The 21,369-nt window shown below is 59.4% G+C and carries 20 protein-coding genes; 6 read left to right on the top strand and 14 right to left on the bottom strand.

The genetic code is table 11. The features are described 5' to 3' along the window. Window positions 1-495: 495 nt before the first annotated feature. The 3 genes from DEIDE_RS17810 to DEIDE_RS17805 all read right to left on the bottom strand — a co-directional run bounded on the left by DEIDE_RS17810 (window position 496) and on the right by DEIDE_RS17805 (window position 2,105). On the bottom strand, window positions 496-750 hold the full coding sequence (locus tag DEIDE_RS17810) for a hypothetical protein (RefSeq protein WP_012695120.1): 255 nt from the start codon (window positions 748-750) through the stop codon (window positions 496-498). Window positions 751-1,512: 762 nt separating this feature from the next. Next, complete coding sequence (locus DEIDE_RS19345) at window positions 1,513-1,683, bottom strand: hypothetical protein (RefSeq protein WP_162485757.1); 171 nt, start codon at window positions 1,681-1,683, stop codon at window positions 1,513-1,515. Between the two features lie 164 nt (window positions 1,684-1,847). Further along, window positions 1,848-2,105 (bottom strand): hypothetical protein, encoded by a 258-nt coding sequence (locus DEIDE_RS17805; RefSeq protein ID WP_041228118.1) that lies wholly within the window; start codon window positions 2,103-2,105, stop codon window positions 1,848-1,850. 482 nt (window positions 2,106-2,587) lie between these two features. On the opposite strand from DEIDE_RS17805, the gene DEIDE_RS17800 reads away from it, so the two are divergent. After that, window positions 2,588-2,866, top strand: a complete 279-nt coding sequence (locus tag DEIDE_RS17800) for a hypothetical protein (protein ID WP_162485756.1) — start codon at window positions 2,588-2,590, stop codon at window positions 2,864-2,866. A gap of 565 nt (window positions 2,867-3,431) precedes the next feature. Here the strand turns inward: DEIDE_RS17800 and DEIDE_RS17795 are convergent. The 10 genes from DEIDE_RS17795 to DEIDE_RS17750 all read right to left on the bottom strand — a co-directional run bounded on the left by DEIDE_RS17795 (window position 3,432) and on the right by DEIDE_RS17750 (window position 12,110). Continuing rightward, on the bottom strand, window positions 3,432-4,115 hold the full coding sequence (locus DEIDE_RS17795; protein ID WP_012695118.1) for a DUF4396 domain-containing protein: 684 nt from the start codon (window positions 4,113-4,115) through the stop codon (window positions 3,432-3,434). Window positions 4,116-4,311: 196 nt separating this feature from the next. Continuing rightward, window positions 4,312-4,803 (bottom strand): putative iron-sulfur cluster-binding metallochaperone, encoded by a 492-nt coding sequence (locus DEIDE_RS17790; protein ID WP_012695117.1) that lies wholly within the window; start codon window positions 4,801-4,803, stop codon window positions 4,312-4,314. A gap of 34 nt (window positions 4,804-4,837) precedes the next feature. After that, on the bottom strand, window positions 4,838-5,257 hold the full coding sequence (locus tag DEIDE_RS17785; RefSeq protein ID WP_012695116.1) for a MerR family DNA-binding protein: 420 nt from the start codon (window positions 5,255-5,257) through the stop codon (window positions 4,838-4,840). 393 nt (window positions 5,258-5,650) lie between these two features. Further along, complete coding sequence (locus tag DEIDE_RS17780; RefSeq protein ID WP_012695115.1) at window positions 5,651-6,991, bottom strand: sulfite oxidase; 1,341 nt, start codon at window positions 6,989-6,991, stop codon at window positions 5,651-5,653. 134 nt (window positions 6,992-7,125) lie between these two features. Further along, on the bottom strand, window positions 7,126-7,746 hold the full coding sequence (locus tag DEIDE_RS17775) for a DoxX family protein (RefSeq protein ID WP_012695114.1): 621 nt from the start codon (window positions 7,744-7,746) through the stop codon (window positions 7,126-7,128). Window positions 7,747-7,957: 211 nt separating this feature from the next. Beyond that, the gene (locus DEIDE_RS17770; protein ID WP_242403027.1) at window positions 7,958-8,302 is read right to left on the bottom strand and encodes a metal-dependent transcriptional regulator; all 345 of its coding nucleotides are present in this window, start codon (window positions 8,300-8,302) and stop codon (window positions 7,958-7,960) included. 40 nt (window positions 8,303-8,342) lie between these two features. Beyond that, on the bottom strand, window positions 8,343-9,425 hold the full coding sequence (locus DEIDE_RS17765; protein WP_012695112.1) for a metal ABC transporter permease: 1,083 nt from the start codon (window positions 9,423-9,425) through the stop codon (window positions 8,343-8,345). Then, a complete protein-coding gene (locus DEIDE_RS17760; protein WP_012695111.1) occupies window positions 9,415-10,377 on the bottom strand; it encodes a metal ABC transporter permease in 963 nt (320 codons plus the stop codon). The genes DEIDE_RS17765 and DEIDE_RS17760 overlap by 11 nt, the downstream gene beginning before the upstream one ends. Then, window positions 10,374-11,129 (bottom strand): metal ABC transporter ATP-binding protein, encoded by a 756-nt coding sequence (locus tag DEIDE_RS17755; RefSeq protein ID WP_012695110.1) that lies wholly within the window; start codon window positions 11,127-11,129, stop codon window positions 10,374-10,376. Before DEIDE_RS17755 ends, DEIDE_RS17760 begins: the two co-directional genes overlap by 4 nt. 12 nt (window positions 11,130-11,141) lie before the next feature. Next, window positions 11,142-12,110, bottom strand: coding sequence for a metal ABC transporter solute-binding protein, Zn/Mn family (locus DEIDE_RS17750; protein WP_012695109.1), 969 nt, complete (start codon window positions 12,108-12,110; stop codon window positions 11,142-11,144). A gap of 348 nt (window positions 12,111-12,458) precedes the next feature. Between DEIDE_RS17750 and DEIDE_RS17745 the strand changes: the two genes are divergently transcribed. Genes DEIDE_RS17745 through DEIDE_RS17735 form a run of 3 tightly spaced genes read left to right on the top strand, consistent with a single transcriptional unit; the run spans window position 12,459 to window position 15,125 of the window. Beyond that, the gene (locus DEIDE_RS17745; protein WP_012695108.1) at window positions 12,459-13,397 is read left to right on the top strand and encodes an aldo/keto reductase; all 939 of its coding nucleotides are present in this window, start codon (window positions 12,459-12,461) and stop codon (window positions 13,395-13,397) included. Window positions 13,398-13,399: 2 nt separating this feature from the next. Then, entirely contained in the window at window positions 13,400-14,173 is a 774-nt protein-coding gene (locus tag DEIDE_RS17740; protein ID WP_012695107.1) for an SDR family oxidoreductase, read from the top strand. Between the two features lie 22 nt (window positions 14,174-14,195). Further along, the gene (locus DEIDE_RS17735) at window positions 14,196-15,125 is read left to right on the top strand and encodes an NAD-dependent epimerase/dehydratase family protein (protein ID WP_012695106.1); all 930 of its coding nucleotides are present in this window, start codon (window positions 14,196-14,198) and stop codon (window positions 15,123-15,125) included. Window positions 15,126-15,707: 582 nt separating this feature from the next. Here DEIDE_RS17735 and DEIDE_RS17730 read toward each other — a convergent pair. Beyond that, window positions 15,708-16,997, bottom strand: a complete 1,290-nt coding sequence (locus DEIDE_RS17730) for a replication initiator protein A (protein ID WP_012695105.1) — start codon at window positions 16,995-16,997, stop codon at window positions 15,708-15,710. A 933-nt stretch (window positions 16,998-17,930) separates the two neighbouring features. Here DEIDE_RS17730 and DEIDE_RS17725 point away from each other — a divergent pair. Both DEIDE_RS17725 and DEIDE_RS17720 read left to right on the top strand, forming a co-directional pair. Continuing rightward, entirely contained in the window at window positions 17,931-19,109 is a 1,179-nt protein-coding gene (locus DEIDE_RS17725; protein WP_049760576.1) for a benzoate/H(+) symporter BenE family transporter, read from the top strand. Window positions 19,110-19,398: 289 nt separating this feature from the next. Beyond that, a complete protein-coding gene (locus DEIDE_RS17720) occupies window positions 19,399-21,282 on the top strand; it encodes a PAS domain S-box protein (RefSeq protein ID WP_083764322.1) in 1,884 nt (627 codons plus the stop codon). Window positions 21,283-21,369: the final 87 nt, after the last annotated feature.

Below are 21,369 nucleotides of genomic sequence, written 5' to 3'. Positions count from 1 at the left end.
GCACAGCCCTGTAACTATCTGACACAGGCTCCACCACATCTGCTCAAGGTCAGGGTGACCAGTCATAACCGGAAAGGGTATGACTGGCATCTGCTAACCCTCGCACCTCTGGCCTGTGGCAGGGGAGAGCTAGACCGCGCCCCTCCAAAGCTGCCTCCAGTTTGCGGCGCCGGACATGATGTGCTGTGAGCCCGAGATCTTCACCACTCAGCAACCCCTATGCACCGATAAAGGCAATAAACCCAACCTGTCAAACCTGTTCCGGGCAGGCGTTCTGGTGGCCTTCCCGCCTTCGTTCTACAGTCGCCTTTCACGCGTATAAAAGCGTGGTTAGAGGATGCTCATGTCAAAGTTAAAAGACAAACTGAACACACACCCAGACCTGGATGGCACCCGGCGGATTCTGCGTGGTGTACGAAAACGATAGCCTTCAGGTCGAGCCTGTCAACAGTCATCAGGACGCTGCTGGGCAGCAGCCTTGGAAGTCCTATGTCATCAGGCGGTGAAGCTGATGACCAGCAGCATCAGGACACCCGCCAGCACCCCTAACCCACAGATGGTCATGGCAATCGCAAGAGGATAAGCGCCTGTACGCCAACAATGAAGAATGAGCACACAAAGGGCGCTCAGAATCACCAGGGTGAGCAGGGCCTGAGCCACATGCATCGCATCCGGTTCCAGAAACATCAAAGCGCAGGCGAAAGTCAGCGCAATGCCCCAGGCTATCTTCAGCGAGCGGCGGATAGGCATGCTGGCATCGTACGAATTTGAGGCGGAGAGCAGTTAAGTGCAGAATCTCTACAGGTCAGCGATGAAGACAAAAGCAAGACGCGCGCCGGTATCACACGTCTGGTCGAGTTTTTATGAGCGCGCCTCTCCGCGCATTTGTTGATGTGGCGGTCCCTCAAGCGCGTCAGGACACTGCTGGCCTTAAGACTTTAGCCCATTCAGTCGTTTTGTTGTTAACTCAATCTGGCAACATATCTACGATACCGTACTCGGAAAGCTCACCGTCGGGTCTTTCGATAGTCGCCCATGCAACTGGTTGGGAATTTGGAAGCCACTACATCTTCCTGCCTCTGGAAACTTGCTAAATACCCGGTTCCTCTCCAGTGTTACGGTTTACCATCGCTATTTTTTGGATTGTCGCCGGGTCCGTGGGAGCTATGGCAAATCCCACCGGAACGAGAACCGCCTTCCGTGAAGGTGGAGCTTCAAGTGCCTCGCAGAACGGTGGTCAGGGTCTGTCCCTCACCAATAGATCCCCCGCTAGGGCCTGACAAAGGTAAAGCAGGCGAGGGTTTTGTCATCTGGATTTTTATGGGTGCTTAGATAGTGACCGTTCGCTGAAGGTGCTCACAGATTATGGCGCTTGGCCTTTTACCCTAGGCGACTCGCATTGACCCTGTTCTATATGTCGTGGGCTGGTAATTATCAGAGTTGCTCAGCCCATGGTCGCCGGGCACACCTACACCAGAAGCAGAAATCTCTGCAAACCTCAGTGCGTCAGGCTTAAAACACAGTACCGCGCAGAGCTTCGAACAGCGCGTTCAATCCAAAGATCGCTGCAACACCCAGCACGGCACGCTCCCAGTTCTGAAAATCCCGAGTTCTTAACCAGAGACTGAACGGTACGTAGATCAGCAGAACAAAAAAAAGGCGTGGCCAGAAGTCAGGAGACATCCTCCACATTATGGAGGAATCGCAGCTGGCATATATCAGGAAAGGCGAGCCGCAGTGACTGATGAAGATCAGAGATCAATCTTGAGCCTAAAGAAATGAATTGGCGGCGCATCTAGCACCACATGGGGCGGCATACCTTCCAACGCCAGCTCTGATCCATCTGTTCACCACCAGGTGAGGGTGTGGCCGAGGCGGTAAAAGCAGACAGCGAGGCTGACCAGACCACAGAGGCTCAGGAGATGAGACGCCGTATGACTCCTGGCGTCCTGTAACTGCCCAGCGAGAACCAGCAGGGCCAATGCCAGAACCATCCCGAAGAGTGGTCCCCCCATCAGTTGCGTCTGGGGCCTGGCCATCAGGATGATCGATCCGAGGAAGGCAATAACGCCCAGCCCGGTAAGCGGGGAACGCAATTGATTCATGGCCGCATAGTAAGTTCGCCAGACCCAGCCTGACTGCCTAATTTGACACAGCGGATCAGCTGGGCTGCAGCACAGCACAATATAAAAATGAGCTGCGCCGTTGTGCCCCACGCCTCACAGACGTTCGAACGGCAACTTGTAACTCATAACTTCTGATGAAACCGAAATGGTGGCCGCTACCAGGTTTGACCATGACGGTCCTGTGTCATGAAGTAAAGTCGAATCGCGCGTCTTCATGGCGTCCCATGATCTGGGTGGTCTGAGCGGGGCGGCACTCGGTGGGCTTCCGGACCTGACGATCAAGTACGCCGCCAGTCCGAAATCCAGCTCACTTCAATGAATCGTCTTCCTCACCCTGTGGGGACACAGTGTGGGTGAACCAAACAATTCTACGTGGGTGAGAACAGAACCATGAACGTCACCTGTTGGCCTCTTCGAGAGAAAGCACTGGACGATGGACGAGCGACAAACACATTACTTTGTTGGATAAGACGCGCAGGAACGACTTGCTATCTGGTCTCGCCGCGCGCCTGCTTCATTTCGGCTTAGAGGCAGAAAAGCCTGAGATTGTGATCGAGGGTGACGCCAATCTCCTTGCGGTGGATGTGCATAGTTCTCCTGATGTGCAACTGCTCTACATCGACGATCAGCCAGGCCCCTTGTCCGACCTGGTGCGGGCAGCCGTAGCCCAGGTACGTCTCTTCGCGGTCCAATTTCATGTTGAGGACCGTGTTTGGCAACTCGAGAGAAACGCAGCCTGATGGGGATCTGGGTGCGGGAAGCTCACGTGAAGGTCGTATGCACGCGTGGCCTGGAGGTTGTTCCTGAAACCAAATGTGCAGGTTTTTGGGAAGGGGAAACGGTATCGGAACGGGGGGCAAGCGGGCCTATGGAATGCTTACGGCCTGGCAGGCAAGGTCTGCGCTGACGAGGGGCGCGCTTTTTACACAGCAATTCCACTGAATTTTCGAGGCAGATCTTGCAGCGGTCACGACAACGACACCCTGCATCTGTACACGTGGTGGGGGCAGCTTCTGCTCATTCTGGATTGCGGTCGGCGCGGACGTATGTGAAGCACTCCAAAGCGTGTCATACGTCTGGTAAGACGGAGCTCAACCGCTATTTACCCGATTTCTGGTCTCTTTCCCGATCCCAGTTGATACGTGCAGATGCGGTCCTGACTCAGCCATATCTGACCAATGTGCGCTTGATTCTTGTATGCCGGACACGACGCATCAGGCGCTGCTGGTATGTTGGGCAGCGCCTGTCTTCACCGTAGCCATTGGATTTAGCGAATTTCAGATTGATCGAGGGGTTGCACCTCGGCTACGGCACGAAAGCCTGAGGACCGGACGCAGGTTTCGGTGTAAGCCACGCAGCCACAGGAAGCGCTGTAAGCATTCCCAACAGCATGCCGATCTGCATCTGGGTCGTAAACACCACGTCAGTGATGGGCTGCATCAGGCCATTGCCATGCAGGTACAGCATCCAGCCGACCATCCCGATATCGAAGGCCAGCACCGTGAAGAAAGCGCCCAGGAACAATCTGACGAGATGGTTGGCACGCTCCCCGGTTGCGGCGGCGGTATCAAACATAAACAGCAATAGGGTCGCGAGAATCAATATGAATAACGCCACCGCCCAGAGCGCATCGCCGGCGATAGTCCACCCAGCGCCGAACACCACAGGCACCCCTATCAGGTGAGCGACAGTCGATGCGGCAGCGCCGGGCAACAAGGCCAGCAGGATCCAGGCCATCCGGGTGGAACCCGCGCGGCCGTCTGCAAGTTCCAGGCCCCAGCGTGCGTACAGCAGAATGGCCAGTGGGCCCAGGAACAGGGCGCTGACCACCCAGACGGGTCGCATTGCCGGTACGTGCAGGCGTCGCCTGCGGACATACAGGTCATATGCAAGAAAGCCGGCCGAGATGACGCTGGCGATCAAATAGATCCAAGCTGCTGGTGTCCACCAGTCTGGCAACATGTTCATGGCGCTCATATCCATATCCATAGGTGTTCCTCGCTGTGCTGTTGGGAGGTCTTTGGTACAAGGGATCTGCGGACCGTCCGCACCGATCCACCCTGCAAAGAGACTTTAGAGGCCTGTCCCGGTCGGCTGACTATGACTGTACTAGGGTCGTGTTCAGTTCTGGTAAATTCGCGCCGCACCGTGCCGCAGCAGCATCACCGAGTCAGAATGATGATGGTTAAGGGAGCCGACTTGGCCCTCTGCGTTCTGAAGCCTGCTGCAAGGCGGATAGCGTCTTGTAAATGTCCCCGAGGCAGCACTTCCCCTGGGGGTTGTTTACTTCGCATCCACACCGGCCAGCTTTGATGTGCGCCTGAATCGTGGACGAGATGGTTTCCGGAAGGCCACCCTGCGTGGCCGCGCTGAGGTCACCACGTGTAAGGCCGAAGCAATAGCACACAGGGGTGTCGGTCGCCTGATCCTTCTGGAAAACAGGTACTTTCACATCTGCCCGCACGTAAACAAACAAATCAAAGAAATACACCACTTCACATCCACTGTTCGGACAGAAACGGTAGATCCGGTTCGGATCCAGAGTGGCGAGCGCCGGAGGCCTGAGAAGTGCCTTGAGGGTTATCAGCTTCACAGTCCTGCCGGTGGTGCCGCAGGTTGGGCATATAGGGAGGGTCGAAAGGCCGGGTTCAGGTGCACAGCATCCGGAAGAAGCCATGCCTGAAAGGTAAGGTCTCCTGTACGGGGGAGAGTCAAGCTCTGGGAGTCACCTCCAGGTATACGCATCCTGCGCAGTGGCAGTCCGGCTCAGGATGCCTGTCTGCCCAGGCGACTTTCGCCTGCAACTGTGCTTCGAGGGCCTGCAGTTGAGCAATCTGCACGCGGACTGCTCCCAGGTGACGTTCCAGATCCTCTTTCACTTGAGCACAGGGTTTCTGGCCATTCTGGCGAATGCTCAGAATGCGGCGAATCTCCTTGAGCCTGAAACCCGCCGCCTGGGCAGAGCGAATGAAGGCAATCTGTTCAGCAGCTTCAATGGGGTAAGCCCGGTAGCCGCTGGGCCGCCGCCCAACAGTCAGCAGTCCAAGATCAGTCCAGTACCGGACAGACTTGACCGTTTCTCCAGTCAGGGCTGCGAGGTCACCTATGGGCAGGGCCGCAGGAACAGTCATGGCCCTATCCTGCACCGTCTGGTGGCCCCAGGGGTCACTGGATATTCCGTTACATCCACTGCCCGAGGGTCAGAGTATGTCTTTGCTCGGATCTCGCGATGATGGTTCATGGACACTGTATTTTCACTCTCCTCCTATGGGAGCGACTGCCAGCACTTCATGAGAGTCCTTGCGAGGCCCATGGTACTGAGGCAACCTGGAATTGAATATTGACCTGCTCGGTCGTTCACCCGCAGCAGTTCAAGATCAATTGCGACCACAAGTTCCGGCGGCACTGGGAGTTTTGCATGCAACATCAACGTCTTCCCTGGGGCTTGTAGGCATTCAACCGCAGGAATTTGCACGAGTCCCTGAGCGCTTTTCCGAGCCCGTCCTAAGAGACTTGTCTCTCTTCTACTTTGTTGGTGGGGGCATGTCCGCGCCGGAAACGGCCTGTCGTGGCCGGGAGGGCACGTGGTCGCCCGACCGTCCCACACCTGGCTGCACGATCACGTGTATGCGTTCGATCACGTTGCCGCCCATGCCCTGACGGTTCCAGATCGCTGCCGAGCTCAGCGGCTGAATATTTCCTGCGGTATCTGTTGCCCTTGAGGACAACACATATTCACCTGGTTGGGTCACCTGCCATTCGGTGCGCCAGGGCGTCCAGCTGTACGGGCCCCCTGGCCGCCCGAGCTGAGCGTCTTTCCAGGTTCTGCCCCCGTCAGTACTGACTTCCACCCGCCGGACCGCTCCGGTGCCGGACCAGGCCATCCCTTGTAACAGGTGCCGGCCGGGGGCCACGAAGCGGTAGCGCGAGATGGCGTCGGCCAGCCCAGGAGGCTTCATGACCGAGTGAACCCGCTTGACTGTCACTGGAACGCCAGGGTCGGTCGCACTCTTCTGGTACCGGTAGACCTTGGCCTGCTCCACACCTTTGAACGGCTGGTTCAGCACCGTGATGGCGCGCAGCCACTTCACGCTGGCCATGCCGTACCACGTCGGCACGATCAGCCGCAAAGGAAAGCCATGCTGAGGCAGCAGAGGCTGGCCATTCTGGGCCCAGGCCAGCATGACCCCGTCCCGGAGCGCTTCCTTGATCGGAAGGCTGCGCTCAAAGGCATGTTCGACCCCCAGGTCCACGCCCGTATCCCAGCCGGTAAACAGGACCTCGACAGCGTCATCCAGCAGCCCAGCTTCTTCCAGAAGAGGACGCAGAGGGGTCCCCGTCCACTCATAGTTCCCGATGGCCTCCTTGAACCACGGCACGTAGATGCCACGCGGCTGAAAGGTCGAGCGGCCGGTGCCCGCACATTCCATGATCACGGGTTCCGTTATCTGCTTGCGCGCTTTGATCTCGGACAGAGACACCCGTTTGGGCGTGCGCACGCGGCCACCGATGGAGATCTCATAGCCGTTGGCGCTCAGCTTTGGTACGTCGAAGTGAACCAGCAGGTAATGCATGCCCAGCGGCGTGACCGGCTGGTCAAGGAACTCTGCGAAATGCCCATGATTGCGGAAGGCCAGCAGGGTCTCTTTATCGCTGTAGACGCGCGGGTTGGGTTGCGGGTCAGGTCTTTTAGCTGTCGGCCGCTCCGGAATGTCGATACATGTGGCAGTCTGGGCCGATCCGAACGATCCTGTGGCCAGCGCACCCGCCGCGGCGGCACCCAGCGCCAGAAAGTTCCGGCGCGTCGGGCCATGCTCAGTCGAAGATTCTCCGGCGGACAACGTGGCGTTCAGCTCGTCATGCATACCTGGGCTCCTGTGCGGTTCGGCAGTCCGGTCACGCTTCAGGCGGACCGGTCTCGGTGGGCTGGCTTTCGCAGTCTGGGCTGAGGACGGTCATCGGGCGTATGACCGTCCTTCGTTACCGCGCAGCATGTCGCTCAGGGTTCACGATGGAAGCGGCGGCGAAATCTCTGATGAAGCGCTTGCGTCCGCTCGGCGGTTTGAGCAGCACGTGCATCCATGATGAGTTTGCCTCCTCGCGCTGTCGCGCCAACAACCAGTCCGGCTGAGACCAGCACCAGATTCTTGATGATGTACTGCCCTTCCAGGTTCGGCACCCAGGGCACGACGGAAAACGTTTCCTCCGGAAAAAACACCAGCGGGAGAAAAGTTCCAGCCATCTGCGCGAACAGTAACAGCAGCGTCAGCCTAAGGAAGCGGCCTGTCAGCAAGCCCAGGCCGATGGCGCACTCCCAGGTGGCCAGCACGGGGAGACTTACGCCAGGAGGCACCGCACCAAAGGTCAGAACCGAGATGGTCCGGGTCGCAAGACCTTCGGCAGAACTCACGCCCGGGAAGAATTTTTGCACTCCAAACCAGAAGAAGATGATCCCCAGGCTCAAACGCAGCAAAGTGACCCCGTGTTGTGCCCACCAGCCAAGCAACCGGGCATCCAGAAGATTCATTTCAGATTTGATCTGCCCTATTCCCTGGGAATTCAGAATGGGAGGGGGAGGAGTGGCACCTGCGGTGCGGTTACGGGGTTCAATGCGGCTCATTCTGGCCTCCTGCAGGAACAGCTTGGATACCATTCCTGTGCTGTCTGGTTATATGCAGGAGAAAGAGAATTGGATGTTTTACTGTGCTCTCATTATTAACAATGACTTCTCACTTGATTATTCCGGGTTTTTATAAAAAAGTTTTATGAAATGAGCTAGGCTATTAGGGAAGTTTTGATCAGTCAAAGAATTGAGGAGGCCGCTGGCCTCCTCAATTCTTTTGCTTGATCCAAATCTTCAGCCGCTGAATAAATTCCGGACTGACATGATGCTCTAAGTGCTCTGCTTCACTTTCCGCGTTTGCAAGAGAATATCCTAGCGTCTCACAGAGAAAAGCAATCAGGTTGTCATGAGTACAGGTCAGGTCACGCGCAATACATAAGCCCTGCTCGCTCAACCGCGCTCCACGGTAGGGCATATATATGACCCAACCAGCCTCAGCAAGCCTTTCGAGCATCCCAGTCACGGACGAGTCCTTGACATTCAGGTCCTGCGCGAGGCGTCCAGTGGACACAACGTGTGTACCTGCCGTCTCCTGGAGATACAGCAGCCGCATGAGGTACTTTCCCTGCGCTGGCGATACGTGCGAACAGCGTTCAGTCCGAGGCATGGCCCATGCCCATCCCTGGCGGGGTCCTGGAGACGGTGACGCCGTCCTGACTCAGCCACCCCTGCTTACGCGCGTAGTGATGGGCTCGTTTTGTTTGACGAGGTGTCCACTCGAAGCGTTGCGCGACCTCGGACAGGGAGGCTTCCCGACCTTTCTTGAAAAAGTATGCGACCAGCTGGCGGGCGGCAACCGAGTCGCGCTGACGTGCGCGCCGGTATAGGGTAGCGAGAACGCCATCCAGGGGAGAAAGCAGCAGGCACAGAAAAAACACGGCGCCAAGCAGACTGGCAATCATTCCGGCGATACTCGCGTCAACCGCCATGGCCACGAAATACCCTGCGACGCTGCAGATCACGCCTATACCGAGGCTCAGGCCCAGCATGGCCGACAGCTTGCGCGTAAGCAGGTAGGCGCTGGCCGGAGGCACGATCACAAACGCCACAATCAGGACGGCGCCGACTGCCTCAAAAGCGCCCACCGTCGTAAAGGAGAGCAAGGTCATCAGCGCGTAATGCAGGACCCCAGGAGCGAACCCCAGAGACGCCGCCAGGCCCGCGTCAAAGGTCGACAGCCGCAGTTCCTTGAAAAACATGCCCACAAATGCTGCGTTGAGCAGCGTCAAGGTGCCCATCAGCACCAGAGATTCTGGCAGCATCTGACCAAAGACGCCGACAAGGTTAAACGGTGCATACGCGATCTCCCCGTACAGCACTGCGTCAAGGTCAAGGTGAGCATTACGGAAGTACACCGAGATCAGAATCACGCCAATCGAGAACAGCAGCGGAAACACTACACCGATCGCTGCGTCGTTTTTGACCCGGCCGCTTCGCACCAGAACTTCGACCGCCACGACCGTCAGCAGTCCCATGGCGGCGGCACCGATGAGGGCGGGAACGGTGGCGGTGTCTCCGCCAGAGAACCAGAACGCCGCCACGATGCCAGGCAGAACGGAGTGGCTGATGGCGTCACTGATCATGCTCAGGCGGCGCAGGACCAGAAAGACACCCAGCAGGCTGCCTGCTACCGCCACCAGGCATGCCGTGAGGACAATAATCAGATCAGCGCTCATGCTGTACCCCCTGATCGTGCAGATGCCCCAGCGGTGGAACGATCCGGCGTGTACTTTCTCTCAGATTCCTGTCGCGGCGGGACGCACTGATGCGGGCCCAAAGCAGACCACGTAAAGGAGCGAACAGAAGCGAAAAGATCATGAGGATACTGATGGCCACGATCACGAGTGGGCCTGTGGGCAGGTTCGTGACCGCTGCAGATACCAGTGCTCCTGCGACTCCGCTCGCGGCACCGAAGCCGGCACTCAACAGGAGCATTTTTCCCAGATGGTCGGTCCATTGCCGGGCCGCGACCGCTGGGGCAACCAGCATGGCGGCCATCAGAACCACGCCGACGCTTTGCAGCCCGATCATGACCGCGACCACTGCAAGAGAGGTCATCACGGTCCCGATCAGGGGAGCCGGCACTCCGAGCGTGGCGGCGTAAGCGGGATCAAACGACACGAGCTTGAATTCCTTGAACAGCAACATGACGGCGCCCAGGGCAAGTGCGGCAAGGATGGCCATCAGGATGACGTCGGCGGCGACGATGGTGGCCGCCTGACCGAACAGGAACTTGTCGAGTCCGGACTGACTGGCGTTGCTGCCATTCTGAATAAAAGTCAGCAGCGCAATTCCAAAACCAAAAAAGCTGGCGAGCATGGTGCCCAGGGCGGCGTCCTCGCTGAGACGCGTAAACCTCAGTACAGTGATCATGGCCAGTGCCGCGAGCCAGGCGGTGGCTCCTCCTCCCAGCAGCAGCCACAGGGGCGCTTTACCACCGCTGAGAAGAAAGGCCAGCCCGATACCGGGCAGCGCGGCATGTGACAGCGCGTCCCCCAGCAGGCTCTGGCGGCGCAGTACAGCGAACGCGCCGACAATCCCTCCAGTGATGCCAAGGAGCGCACTGCCGAGGGCAACATTTCGCAGCGTGTAATCCGTGAACACGCTCAGAAGAAACTCCACGTTCATCCGGCCACGCTCTCCCGAAGGAAGGCGACCTTCCCGCCGTAGGTTTTGCGGAGCAGCTCAGGGCTGAACGTCGTCTCGATGGGTCCGCTCGCCACCAGACTGACGTTCAGCAGGGTGACATGGTCAAAGTACTCCCGGACAGTGTCCAGGTCGTGGTGAACAACCACCACAGTCTTGCCTTGTTCCTGCAGATCGCGCATCACGTCCAGAATGGCCCGCTCGGTGGTGGCGTCCACGCCAGCAAACGGTTCGTCCATAAAGTACACGTCTGCATCCTGTGCCAGAGCACGAGCCAGAAACACGCGTTGCTGTTGACCTCCAGAGAGCTGGGAGATCTGCCGGCCAGCAAACTCGGTCATCCGGACGCGGTCCAGGGCCTGCATGGCCAGCTCGCGCTCGCGCTTTCCGGGCCTGCGAATCCAGCCAAGCCGGCCGTACAGACCCATGGTGACGACGTCCAGGGCGTCGGTCGGAAAGTCCCAGTCGACACTGGTGCGTTGCGGCACGTAACCGATCCGGCGGCGCGACTGGGCCAGCGGCGCTCCAAAAAACCGGATACTTCCGGAAGCTTTGGGCATGAGGCCCAGTACGGCCTTGAGAAAGGTGCTTTTCCCTGCTCCGTTGGGGCCGACGATCGCGCAGAGCTGCCCGGCAGGGAACTCCAGGTTAATGTCCCACAACACGGGCGCTTCACGGTAGGCCACGGTAAGGTCACGGACAGCCAGGGGTGCCGGGTGAGCAGGTGCAGTCACGTCGGGGCTCCTTTATTTGCCACGCAGCGCGTCGCTGATGGTCCTTGCGTTGTGTTCCACCATGCCGATGTACGTGCCTTCCCTGGTGCCAGGGGCGCCTGCGGCGTCGGAGAAGAGCTCGCCGCCAATCTTCAGGCTCGTCCCACGGGCCCGGGTTGCCTGCACGACAGCTTCCACCGTGCGTTTGGGCACACTGCTTTCGATAAAGACAGCAGGAATCTTCCGGTCCACGATGAACGTGGCAAGGTCCTGAATGTCCTTGGTCCCGGCTTCGGCGACTGTCGAGATTCCCTGAATTCCGCGTACTTCGACGCCATATCGCCGACCGAAGTAGCTGAAGGCATCGTGTGCGGTGATCAGGACCCGCTGGCGCTTGGGAACACTGCTCATCATCTTGTCAACACGCTGGTGGAGGGCATCGAGTTTCTTGAGATAGGACGCGGCGTTGTTCGCATATACCTTCCTGCCGGAGGGGTCAACCTTCGTCAAGGCGTCCCGGACGATATGAACGGTGTGCTTCCACAAAGGAACGTCGAACCATACGTGGGGGTCCTGCAGCCCCTCGATCCCAATAAAGCCCCCCGGGGGCGTAATCAGCAGATCTCTTGGAATCGCATCAGTAACAGCGACGGCTTTAGGGCTCCTTTCCAACAGGTCGACCATCTTGCCTTCCAGATGCAGGCCGTTGTAGAAGATCAGGTGGGCGTCCTGGATTGACCGGACGTCTCGGGCACTGGCTTTATACAGGTGAGGGTCAACTCCCGGGCCCATGAGACCGGTGACCTGCACGCGGTTGCCACCGACGTTCTGAACCAGGTCGCTGATCATGTTGATGGTCGTGGTGACTTTGACCTTTCCACCTTTCAGCTGGACTGGCTTGAGCTCACTGACTTTTGCAACTTTTTCGCCAGCCGACGCAGCAGGGGAGACGAGGGCCATCAACCCGGCTATCAGGAAAAATTTAGGGAGCATCTTCTTCATAAGTTAGGATAGCCTAACTTATGATTTGAAGGATGTAAACACTTAGTGTGTCTTTACCTCCGCAGCATGTGCTCAGGGCAACAGAAGCAGTCGGCGGGGTGGGGATACCTCCCCACTGATTACGTGGTTCTGGCTTGGTGGGTCCAAAGGTACAGAGGCCGTTCAGAAGTAAGGGAGGGCAGCCAGACCTAACATTCCGGTCAGACAGCGCAGCACGATCAGGAGACTGAACTGCTTGGCGCCCGATCCTTTGGCCTTTCTTCACGCTGCTTGAGCAGGCAAGAATCCTTGATCGCGCAAGGTCTAAGGTGGGTCCAGACCATTTCAACTCGGGAAAAGGAGCAAGTGATGCACTACCGTCAGCTCGGCAGGACAGGCATTGAAGTTTCGGAAATCGGGTTCGGCGCCTGGGCCATCGGAGGCGACGCCTGGGGTCCGGTGGAGGACGCTGCTTCCATCCGCGCCATGGAGCGGGCACTGGAACTGGGAGTCAACTTTATTGATACGGCAGACGTGTACGGCAACGGTCACAGTGAGACCCTGGTTGCCCAGGTCATCAAAAACCGCCGTGACCAGATCGTTGTTGCCAGTAAGGGCGGTCTGATGGGCCATCACCGCGACCCGAATCAGGAACCCGTCTACGACCGCCCGGAGAAGATTATCGCCGCGTTCGAAGAGAGCCTGCGCCGGCTGCAGACCGATTACATTGACGTCTACTTCGACCACATCTGGTGGAACAACCCCCGTGAGACCGAAGCATTCCTGACAGCCTTCGACCGGCTGAAACAGGAGGGCCGGGTCCGGGCCGTTGGTGTCTCTACCGACGACTTCGAATATGTCCAGCATTTCAATCATGGTGCTGCGCTGGATGTGGTGCAGCTCGACTACAGCCTGCTGAACCGCAAGGCAGAGCAGCACATCCTTCCGTACTGCCTTGAGCAGGGCATTGGTGTGGTGGTACGCGGCCCGCTGCGCATGGGGATGCTGACAGGAAAATTTACGGCTGGAACCGAGTTTCCGGAAGGCGACGTGCGCCACAACTGGCCCAGGGAAGACTGGTATCAGGCGCAGCTGGGTCAGGTGCAGCAGCTCAGCGCACTGACGTCACAGGAACGCAGCCTGGGCCAGCTGGCCCTGCGTTTTGTGCTGAACCACCCTGCGGTGTCTGTCGCGATTCCTGGCGGCAAGACCCCCGAGCAGGTTGAGCAGAACGTGGAGGCATCGGCCCGGCCCCTCCTGGAGGAAGAGGATATCCGACAGATCGAGCAGGTTACTCCAGGAGCATGAGCATGACAGGGCACAACCGTGTGGCTCCGGATTCGTTGTCCGGTCAGGTTGCCCTCGTGACAGGAGCAAGCAGTGGCCTGGGCCGCGCTACAGCGGTCGCACTCGCCCAGGCGGGCGCTGACCTGGTTCTGCTGGCGCGAAGCGAAGGCAACCTGCAGTCAGTGGCGCAGGAAGTGGAAGCGATGGGGAGACGAGCCCTGGTGTGCGCGGTTGACCTGTCCTCAGGGCCAGCCGTAGTGGACGTGGTCCAGCAGGCCGTTCAGACATTAGGAGGGTTGGACATTCTTGTGAACAATGCGGCCACAGATGTTCCTGGACCCGTGGTCGATCTCAGTGCCGAGGATTGGGACCGTGTCCTGAACGTCAACCTGCGCGCTCCCTTTCTGCTGGCCAAAGCCGCTTTCCCGTACATGCAGCGCGCAGGACGCGGCACGATCATCAACGTGTCGTCCGTGGCAGGCAAACGGGGCTGGGCGAATGCCAGTGCCTACTGCGCATCTAAATTCGCGCTGACCGGCTTCACGCAGGCGCTCGCAGCAGAAGGGAGACCTCACGGCATACGTGCGTGTGTCGTGTACCCCGGTGGTATGGCCACCGGCTGGGGCACCTTCGATCCTCAGGAGCGCAGAGACCAGAACCCACCTGAAGCATCTCCCACAGTGGCCCTTCCGCCGCGCCGGGTTGCGGATCTGCTGGTGTGGATGTGCGCTGCGCCCCCGGAGCTCGTTCTGAACGAAGTGATCGTGACCCCCCTGAACGAGGCTGGCTGGCCGTGACTGGGCCTCAGAAGGAGCCTGCGTGAAAGTACTGATTACTGGTGCAGGTGGAAACCTGGGAAGGGTGCTGGCACCTGCCCTGGCAGAAACCGGCTATACCCCCGTGTTGATGGACTTCCGGCCATTGGAGAGTCCCCACCAATGTATTCAAGGGGACGCCACCAGCAAAGCGGATGTGTTCGCGGCGGCCGAGGGTGTCGACGTTATTGTTCATGGAGCTGCCCTTCACGGCGTTCACCTTTCCAATCATTCCAGGGATGACTTCTGGAAACTCAATATGGAAGGGACCTATCACGTCTATGAGGCTGCCCGGGCGCACGGTATCAAGAAGGTCCTTCTGTGCAGCACGATGGGCGTGTATGGTGCCAGTGTCACCGTACCGGACGACAGCTTTGCCGTGGTGACAGAAGATTTGCCCTGCCTGCCGGGTGACTTTTACGGGATGACCAAAACACTTGCAGAGGAGTTGGCGGGCTTCTACAGCCGGAGTCATGACATCCGGACCATCTCGTACCGGCTTGGAATGTTCGTCCCCGAAAACTTCGTGCGGTACGGGTTCCGGCTGCTCAAAGGCGGGGTAGATGACCGGGATGTCGCTCAGGCCTTCCTGCTCGGCCTGAAGAACGACACGATTCTGTACGACGCTTTCAACATCATGGCTGCTGTTCCCTTTTCCTTGGAGCAGTTGCCGCAGTGGCGTCAGGATCCCAGGGCCTTGGTGGAGTCTCAGTTCCCCGGAATTTCAGAGCTGGTGAACCGGCGCGGCGAAGATATTGATCAATTGCTGCGTTCATGGGGTCACGTGTACTGGTCTATCGAAAAGGCCAGGAGAGAGCTTGGTTATCAGCCAGCGTATACCTTTACCGAATTCTACTCGGCACTGAAATCGGGGAACGACGCCCATTATCCGTTTGCGGATCTTCCCTGGTGGGGGGTTCCGGAACAGGCCTGACCGCCGGGGAGTGTTGGCTTATCTGCGGCAGGAGCGGGCCCCGTATCACTGCTTGTGTTTTTCAGCAGGAGCCTTGAAATCGCCCATGACAGAACCACGCGGATGCTGCAGTGCTCATGGGCGTCAGGACCTTGACGTATCACGCATGGGTTGGCGCCGGCTGCTTCAATAGATCAGTCGTGCCGGGTTGCCGGCCTCTGTACGGCCACCAAGGCAGGTTGCCCAGACCGATGTGCCGGAACAGCAGAAGAGGATCTGGGGACCGGCTGTCCCCTCGTGGAGCTCATGCCGGATGTTTGATTTTTACACTTTGGTCGCAGGGATCCTTGCCACCTCACATCAGGACTCGGACCTCATAAGCGTTGCGCAGCTCAGAGGTGGTAAGCGAACAGATCTACCCGAATTCCTCAAAAGGGTCGCACTTTCTGCTCCAGCTTATGCGCCACCTGGCACACATTGCGTCCTGCACGGCGATTTGGCTGATACCATCATCGGTCATGTTGATCTCCTGGAGGAAAAGCGAGACCGAACTGAGGAATTCACTCTATCGCCGGTCCATCGCTCCAGTCTGCCGAAATGGAGTCACAGGTCCACGTTCAAGAGGGCACGAACCAACTTGAGCGCTTCGTCTTTTGGACGGCCCACCGCCTCGCGCACCGCGCCGACTGCTTCCTCATCAAGCTCCTGGAGGACTCTGGATGCTTCTTCGGTGGGTGCGCGGCCCAGCTTCAGGCGGAGCAGGATCCGTATGGTCTCGCGGGGGTCCCGGGCCTCTTCCTCAACGACCACCGCCTTCCGGGATTTCCGGGCAGGCACTGTGCTCACCGGCACCCCAGGTTCCACGTAACCCCACTTTGCAGGGTTACGCACGGCATCTACCACGGACGCGGCCAGGGAACGGGGCTTCCAGCCTGAACCGAGGCGTTCGTCTACCATTTTCAAGGCAGGAACCACACGCTGGGGATGATCTGCGGCCAGGGTCTCCGCGACAGGGCGCGTAACGCCCCGCTCCATCAACTGGTCTACCAGTTCAGGTTCCGGGGCCGCCGAAAACGTGTACGTAATTTTCCCGGCGCGGCCCCGGCCCTGGTACTCCACGGTGTGCAGGTATCCCTCTGTTTTCAGGCGTTCGTGCGCCTGGTCCAGGGTCCGCTTGGCGTTATCGATGCGTTCGCCCTCCAGCCCGCACGCACCGAACCAGTCGCTGAGTTTGTACACCAGTTCCCCGGCCAGTGATCCGCCGGAGGTGACCCGGTGCGCCTGCAGAACCCGGTACAGGCTCCGTGCCTGCGGTTGCCCGAGACGGGACATCAGTTCACCGTCAAGGATCTGGAAGAACCCGTCCCGGATGGACGCGGCGAAGCTCGGAACGAAAGAAATACGGATCGGGCTGGTTTCGGTCAGCTCCCTCCCCTCAAATGGGCGCTGAGATCCGGTCGCCTGGTCCGTGACCTGCATCTCCGCGATGATGCCGGTCGTGGTGGTTTCCCCCTGATGACGTCCCTTTTTCTCGTCGAACTGCGTGCGTACCATGGTCCACTTCACACTGCTCAGCCGCAGCAAAGACGCCCGGAGAAACGCATAGTTCTTACCGTTGCGGGCATGCCCGCTGAGGGCGAGCAGCTGCGCGGCGGTCAGTTCGATCGCGTTCGAATCTGGGCATCCCGCACGAAAGAACACGGTCTGCAACGCGAGCAGGACGTCCGCGTCACGGCCGTGTGGTCGCCCATGAAACGCACTACCCATAACCCGGTACATTGCTTCGCCCAGGGTGTACTCGGCTTCCCAGCTGGTGTCCGTTGCTGGAAGGTCTCGATGGACACTGATGATGCCTGACCGCGTCAGGTCTAGCTCATTGATTCGGATATCCACCTTGATCTGAGTTTACAAGCAAGAACAGAAAGAATTGATTTGATTGTCAATCAAGGGCACCGTTCTGCCCCGAAAAATCCTGTTCTCACCGGCGACTTTCTTCTCCCAATTCCTCAGAAGGGTCGCGTGAATTCCTCAAAAGGGTCGCACGAACGCCTCAAAAGGGTCGCATGATTTCCTCGGAAAGGTCGCGTGAATTCCTCAAAAGGGTCGCACACACCCCGCAGGCTGACCAGTACGCGTTGCCCCAAGAGATGCGTCCTGCACAGCGATGAGCAAGTGGAGCCTTAAAAGGATATGCGACCGAACTGAGGCGAACACGCGACCGAATTGAGGCGAACGCGAGACCGAACTGAGGAGAAGGCGAGACCGAACTGAGGGAAACGCGAGACCGAACTGAGGGATTTCACGGCATAAAGGCACGCCATTACAGCGCGGCACATCTGGAAAAGACCGTAGGCTTCATGCTGACTTCTGCTCCATGTTTGACTACCGCAAACGCGTGGAGCGACACGGCATTCGCACAGATTGCGAATGCTCCCTTCGGAGCTCTCACCCTACAACCAGTGTGCACGTGGACCTGGGCGGTCCTCTCGAGAACCCGAAAGACCATATTTCGCCTGCCGCGACGGGCAAGCGTCACACGAGCTGCACTGGCTGTCTTCCTCAGGCACAGATGCCTGCATCTGGCGTTTGTGTCCTGGTTAGATTCATGGCCACGTGCCGGAGCTGCGGCGGCATATTCTCGCCCTGGTGAATCCCGCAACGCCCACATCACGAGGCTCAGGATGACTTTCGAGTCGCAGTGTTCGCAGTGGGCGGTGCCCTGCAGGACTCCGGGCAGGCGGTACGTATCCGGGGTGCGCCGTTCGTTGTACGTCGGATGGCTTGCCTGGCGGCACAGGTTCCAGGATGAGTAACCCACTGAACGTTATGCGTGCCCTACCGTACAGCGCGCTGGCGGCCGGATTGATCTCCGTTATCGTGAGTGCCTCCAGCAACCTTCCGCTGTTCGTGCAGATGTTCGCGGCCCTGCACTTCACTGCGGATCAGGCCGTGAGCAGCCTGACCAGTATGTACCTCACGCTCGCCGTTCTGGGCGCCGGCCTGAGCCTGCTGTACCGCGCTCCCATTATCCTCGGCTGGAATACCGCTGGCCTCGCGCTCCTTATTGCTGAAGGTCCCCGCTTTACGCCCGGTGAGGCCGTGGGGGCCCTGATGGCCGCTGCGCTGATCCTTACCTTCCTTGGCCTGACCGGTCTGTTTGACTGGATTGCTCGCTGCCTGCCCCCACCACTGGCCGCCGCGCTGCTGGCGGGCATGCTGCTGCCATTTGTCCTGCGCGGTCTGAGTGCGGTCCCGACCGCGCCCGAACTGCTGCTCCCCATGGTGGCGGCCTACCTGCTGGCCCGGGCCTTCGTTCCCCGCTGGGCAGTGCCATTGGCTCTTACCGCCGGCTTGACCGCCACCATTTTGACTGGTGCGTCGCCAGACGGCTTGTTTCTGCCCTCGGGAACTGCCGGACACCTGAGCTACATCCGACCAGTGTTTGATGTGCACGCCCTGCTTACAATCACCATCCCCAGCGTGCTGCTGGCAGTGGCGTCGCAGCACCTGCCGGGCCTGGCGATCCTGAGCGCCAGCGGGTACGGGCACGTACCCCCACGGCCCCTGGTGTCCCTGACTGGACTCGGGGCACTGCTCGCGGCCCCATTCGGGAGTATCACCTTGAATCTCGCGGCGATCACGTCTGCCATCTCCACCGGTCCCGACGCCCATCCGGATCCGGCGAAACGGTACGTGGCTGGCCTGAGTTGCGCGGCCGGGTACGGAGTGCTGGGCCTCACCGCCGGGGGCCTGCTCGGACTGGCAAGTATTTTCCCGGCACCGCTGATGCAGGGACTGGCAGGCCTGGCCCTGCTGGGGCCGCTGCTCGTAGGGCGTGAGGGCACCATGGTGGCTGAAGCGCGGTGGCGGGAAGCGGCTCTGCTGACCCTGGTGGTCACCGCTTCCGGAATCACGGTTCTGGGCGTGAGCGCGCCTGTCTGGGGCCTCCTCCTTGGATGGAGCCTGGCCTGGATGCGCGGCTGGCGTGAACGCTCTGGAGGATAGGTCCAGGCGGCCTCACGCTCTATTGACCTGACTTCTGGTAAAGGGCTATTCAACAACTACGCTCTCGCTGTCATGCAGAGCCCATGGCAGCACGTGGGTCTGGCCTCAGGTGCCACGTCTCCTCACGCTGACGTTCAATCATGCGTTCCTGGGGTCCCCGGCCCGGACCCTACGAACAAACGGCGCACCAGAGCGTGAGGGGAGTGCTGCTGAACAAAGTGTCTTAAGCGAATGTGCATTTGTGAAACTGTTTGGTTCTTTGAGATGCTGACCTCTCTACCATATCCCAATGATTCGTGGCTCCGGGGATTCTTCTGATCAGCAACCACTGGAGGAAGACCTGCAGTTGACTGCTGTCTGGCGATACCACCTGCTCGCCGCACCACTTGAAGCTGCCTTCAGGCGCACCGTTAACCTTGCTGCCCGTCTGCTCAACGCTCCGATTGCGTTGATTAACCTGCTCGACGACCGAACCCAATGGACCAAAGGCTGTTACGGTATGGACCTCCGCGAGATGGACCGCTCCCTGTCCTTCTGCCAGCACACTCTGGGCATGAACGGCGTTCTTGTCGTGCCGGACACGACGCAGGATCCCAGGTTCTCTTCTCTTCCTCTGGTGACCGGGGACAGCGCCATACGCTTCTACGCGGGCGCGCCGCTCATCACACCGGACGGGCACCGGGTGGGTTCACTGTGTGTGCTCGATACCGCACCCCGGATTGGGCTCACCGAAGATGAATGTGCGTTTCTTCAGGACCTGGCCGACAGCGTTGTGAGCGAACTCGAATTGCGCCGGGGGGTGGCTCAACGGGAGCAGCAGGACGCGCGGCATGCCGCAGTCCTGACCTCTTCTCTGGATGCGGTGGTAATCGTGGACGCTCACGCCCGCGTCACAGACTGGAACCCCGAAGCGGAGCGCCTGTTTGGCTACCGCCGGGATGAAGCTCTGGCGCAGGACGTCCGGAAGTTGATCCTGACGGATGAGACGCTCAAGCTTCTGCACCGGTACCGCCGTGAAGGAACCGAGGCTGTTCCACGGCAACGTACGCTCGTGACTATGCGGCGGCGCGACGGCACTGTTATTCCTACCGAAATCTCCGTCACGCCGTTTCAGGGCGACGGCACGGTCTACTTTGCGGCGTTTTTCCGAGACCTGACAGAGCTCCAGGTCACGCGGGAGGCTCTGGATACCAGTCACGCCCTGCTGCGGAAGGTAATTGATAACGTCCCTGACGTCATCTATGTAAAGAACACCGCTCGTGAGTACCTGATGGTGAACGCTTCAGGAGCCGAACTCGTGGGGCGCCCCTTCAGCAGTATTCTCGGGCAGACCGACGAAGTGTTGTTGCCACCGGATACGGCCGCCGGCATGCGTGAACGTGACGAGACTGTACTTTCGAGCGGGCAGCGCGGCCAGTACGAAGTGACAGCGACCCTGCCCGGCCAGCCGACGCGCTCGTTCCGATCGACACGCACGCCGTTTTATGACGTGCATGGAAACCCGAAGGGGCTTGTGGGAACAATCACAGACGTGACAGAGCAGAAGGCTGCTCAGGACGCCATTCGCGATCACAACGAGCGGCTGGCCAGCGAGGTGCAGGCTGCGCAGCTTGAGATTCTCGAGCGGCTGGCACACGCAGCGGAATATCGGGACGATGACACAGGTGAGCACATGCGGCGGGTAGGACGGATTGCGGCAGGTGTCGCCCGCGAGCTGGGCCTGCCGGACGACACTGTGCAGCTGCTTGAACGGGCGGCGCCCATGCACGATGTAGGCAAGATTGGGATCAGTGACTCCATTCTCCTGAAGCCTGGCCGGCTCACCCCAGAAGAATTTGACATCATCAAAACGCACCCGATGATCGGCTCCGGCATTCTGAGCGGTGGAACGTCCCCACTGATCAAAATGGCCGAAGAGATCGCACGAACCCACCATGAACGTTGGTATGGCGCCGGGTATCCAGCCGGTCTGGCCGGCGAAGCCATTCCGGTGTCCGGCCGGATCGTGGCGGTGGTAGATGTGTTGGACGCGTTGACGAGTGAGCGGCCGTACAAGGCGGCGTGGACTCTCGACGAGGCGATGGAGGAAATCCGCCGCCAGACTGGCCGGCAGTTTGACCGGGAGGTGGTGGCTGCCCTGGAGCGGCTGCTGAGCAAGCAGGGTCAGGGCTAGCTGAGACACCCATACCGATCGGCCAATGATGGCGGCGTCAGTGTGGCAATAAAAAGGCGGCCTCCGTGGCCGCCTGATCGCTTTGTT

Source organism: Deinococcus deserti VCD115 (assembly GCF_000020685.1).
Taxonomy (GTDB): Bacteria; Deinococcota; Deinococci; order Deinococcales; family Deinococcaceae; genus Deinococcus; species Deinococcus deserti.
This window is presented reverse-complemented; position numbering and strand designations above follow the sequence as displayed.

Coding starts and splice junctions, on each gene's coding strand:
- DEIDE_RS17810 (WP_012695120.1), bottom strand. CDS start 750: ATGCCTATCCGCCGCTCGCTGAAGATAGCCTGGGGCATTGCGCTGACT.
- DEIDE_RS19345 (WP_162485757.1), bottom strand. CDS start 1,683: ATGTCTCCTGACTTCTGGCCACGCCTTTTTTTTGTTCTGCTGATCTAC.
- DEIDE_RS17805 (WP_041228118.1), bottom strand. CDS start 2,105: ATGAATCAATTGCGTTCCCCGCTTACCGGGCTGGGCGTTATTGCCTTC.
- DEIDE_RS17795 (WP_012695118.1), bottom strand. CDS start 4,115: ATGGATATGGATATGAGCGCCATGAACATGTTGCCAGACTGGTGGACA.
- DEIDE_RS17790 (WP_012695117.1), bottom strand. CDS start 4,803: ATGGCTTCTTCCGGATGCTGTGCACCTGAACCCGGCCTTTCGACCCTC.
- DEIDE_RS17785 (WP_012695116.1), bottom strand. CDS start 5,257: ATGACTGTTCCTGCGGCCCTGCCCATAGGTGACCTCGCAGCCCTGACT.
- DEIDE_RS17780 (WP_012695115.1), bottom strand. CDS start 6,991: ATGCATGACGAGCTGAACGCCACGTTGTCCGCCGGAGAATCTTCGACT.
- DEIDE_RS17775 (WP_012695114.1), bottom strand. CDS start 7,746: ATGAGCCGCATTGAACCCCGTAACCGCACCGCAGGTGCCACTCCTCCC.
- DEIDE_RS17770 (WP_242403027.1), bottom strand. CDS start 8,302: ATGCGGCTGCTGTATCTCCAGGAGACGGCAGGTACACACGTTGTGTCC.
- DEIDE_RS17765 (WP_012695112.1), bottom strand. CDS start 9,425: ATGAGCGCTGATCTGATTATTGTCCTCACGGCATGCCTGGTGGCGGTA.
- DEIDE_RS17760 (WP_012695111.1), bottom strand. CDS start 10,377: ATGAACGTGGAGTTTCTTCTGAGCGTGTTCACGGATTACACGCTGCGA.
- DEIDE_RS17750 (WP_012695109.1), bottom strand. CDS start 12,110: ATGAAGAAGATGCTCCCTAAATTTTTCCTGATAGCCGGGTTGATGGCC.
- DEIDE_RS17745 (WP_012695108.1), top strand. CDS start 12,459: ATGCACTACCGTCAGCTCGGCAGGACAGGCATTGAAGTTTCGGAAATC.
- DEIDE_RS17740 (WP_012695107.1), top strand. CDS start 13,400: ATGACAGGGCACAACCGTGTGGCTCCGGATTCGTTGTCCGGTCAGGTT.
- DEIDE_RS17725 (WP_049760576.1), top strand. CDS start 17,931: ATGCGTGCCCTACCGTACAGCGCGCTGGCGGCCGGATTGATCTCCGTT.
- DEIDE_RS17720 (WP_083764322.1), top strand. CDS start 19,399: ATGATTCGTGGCTCCGGGGATTCTTCTGATCAGCAACCACTGGAGGAA.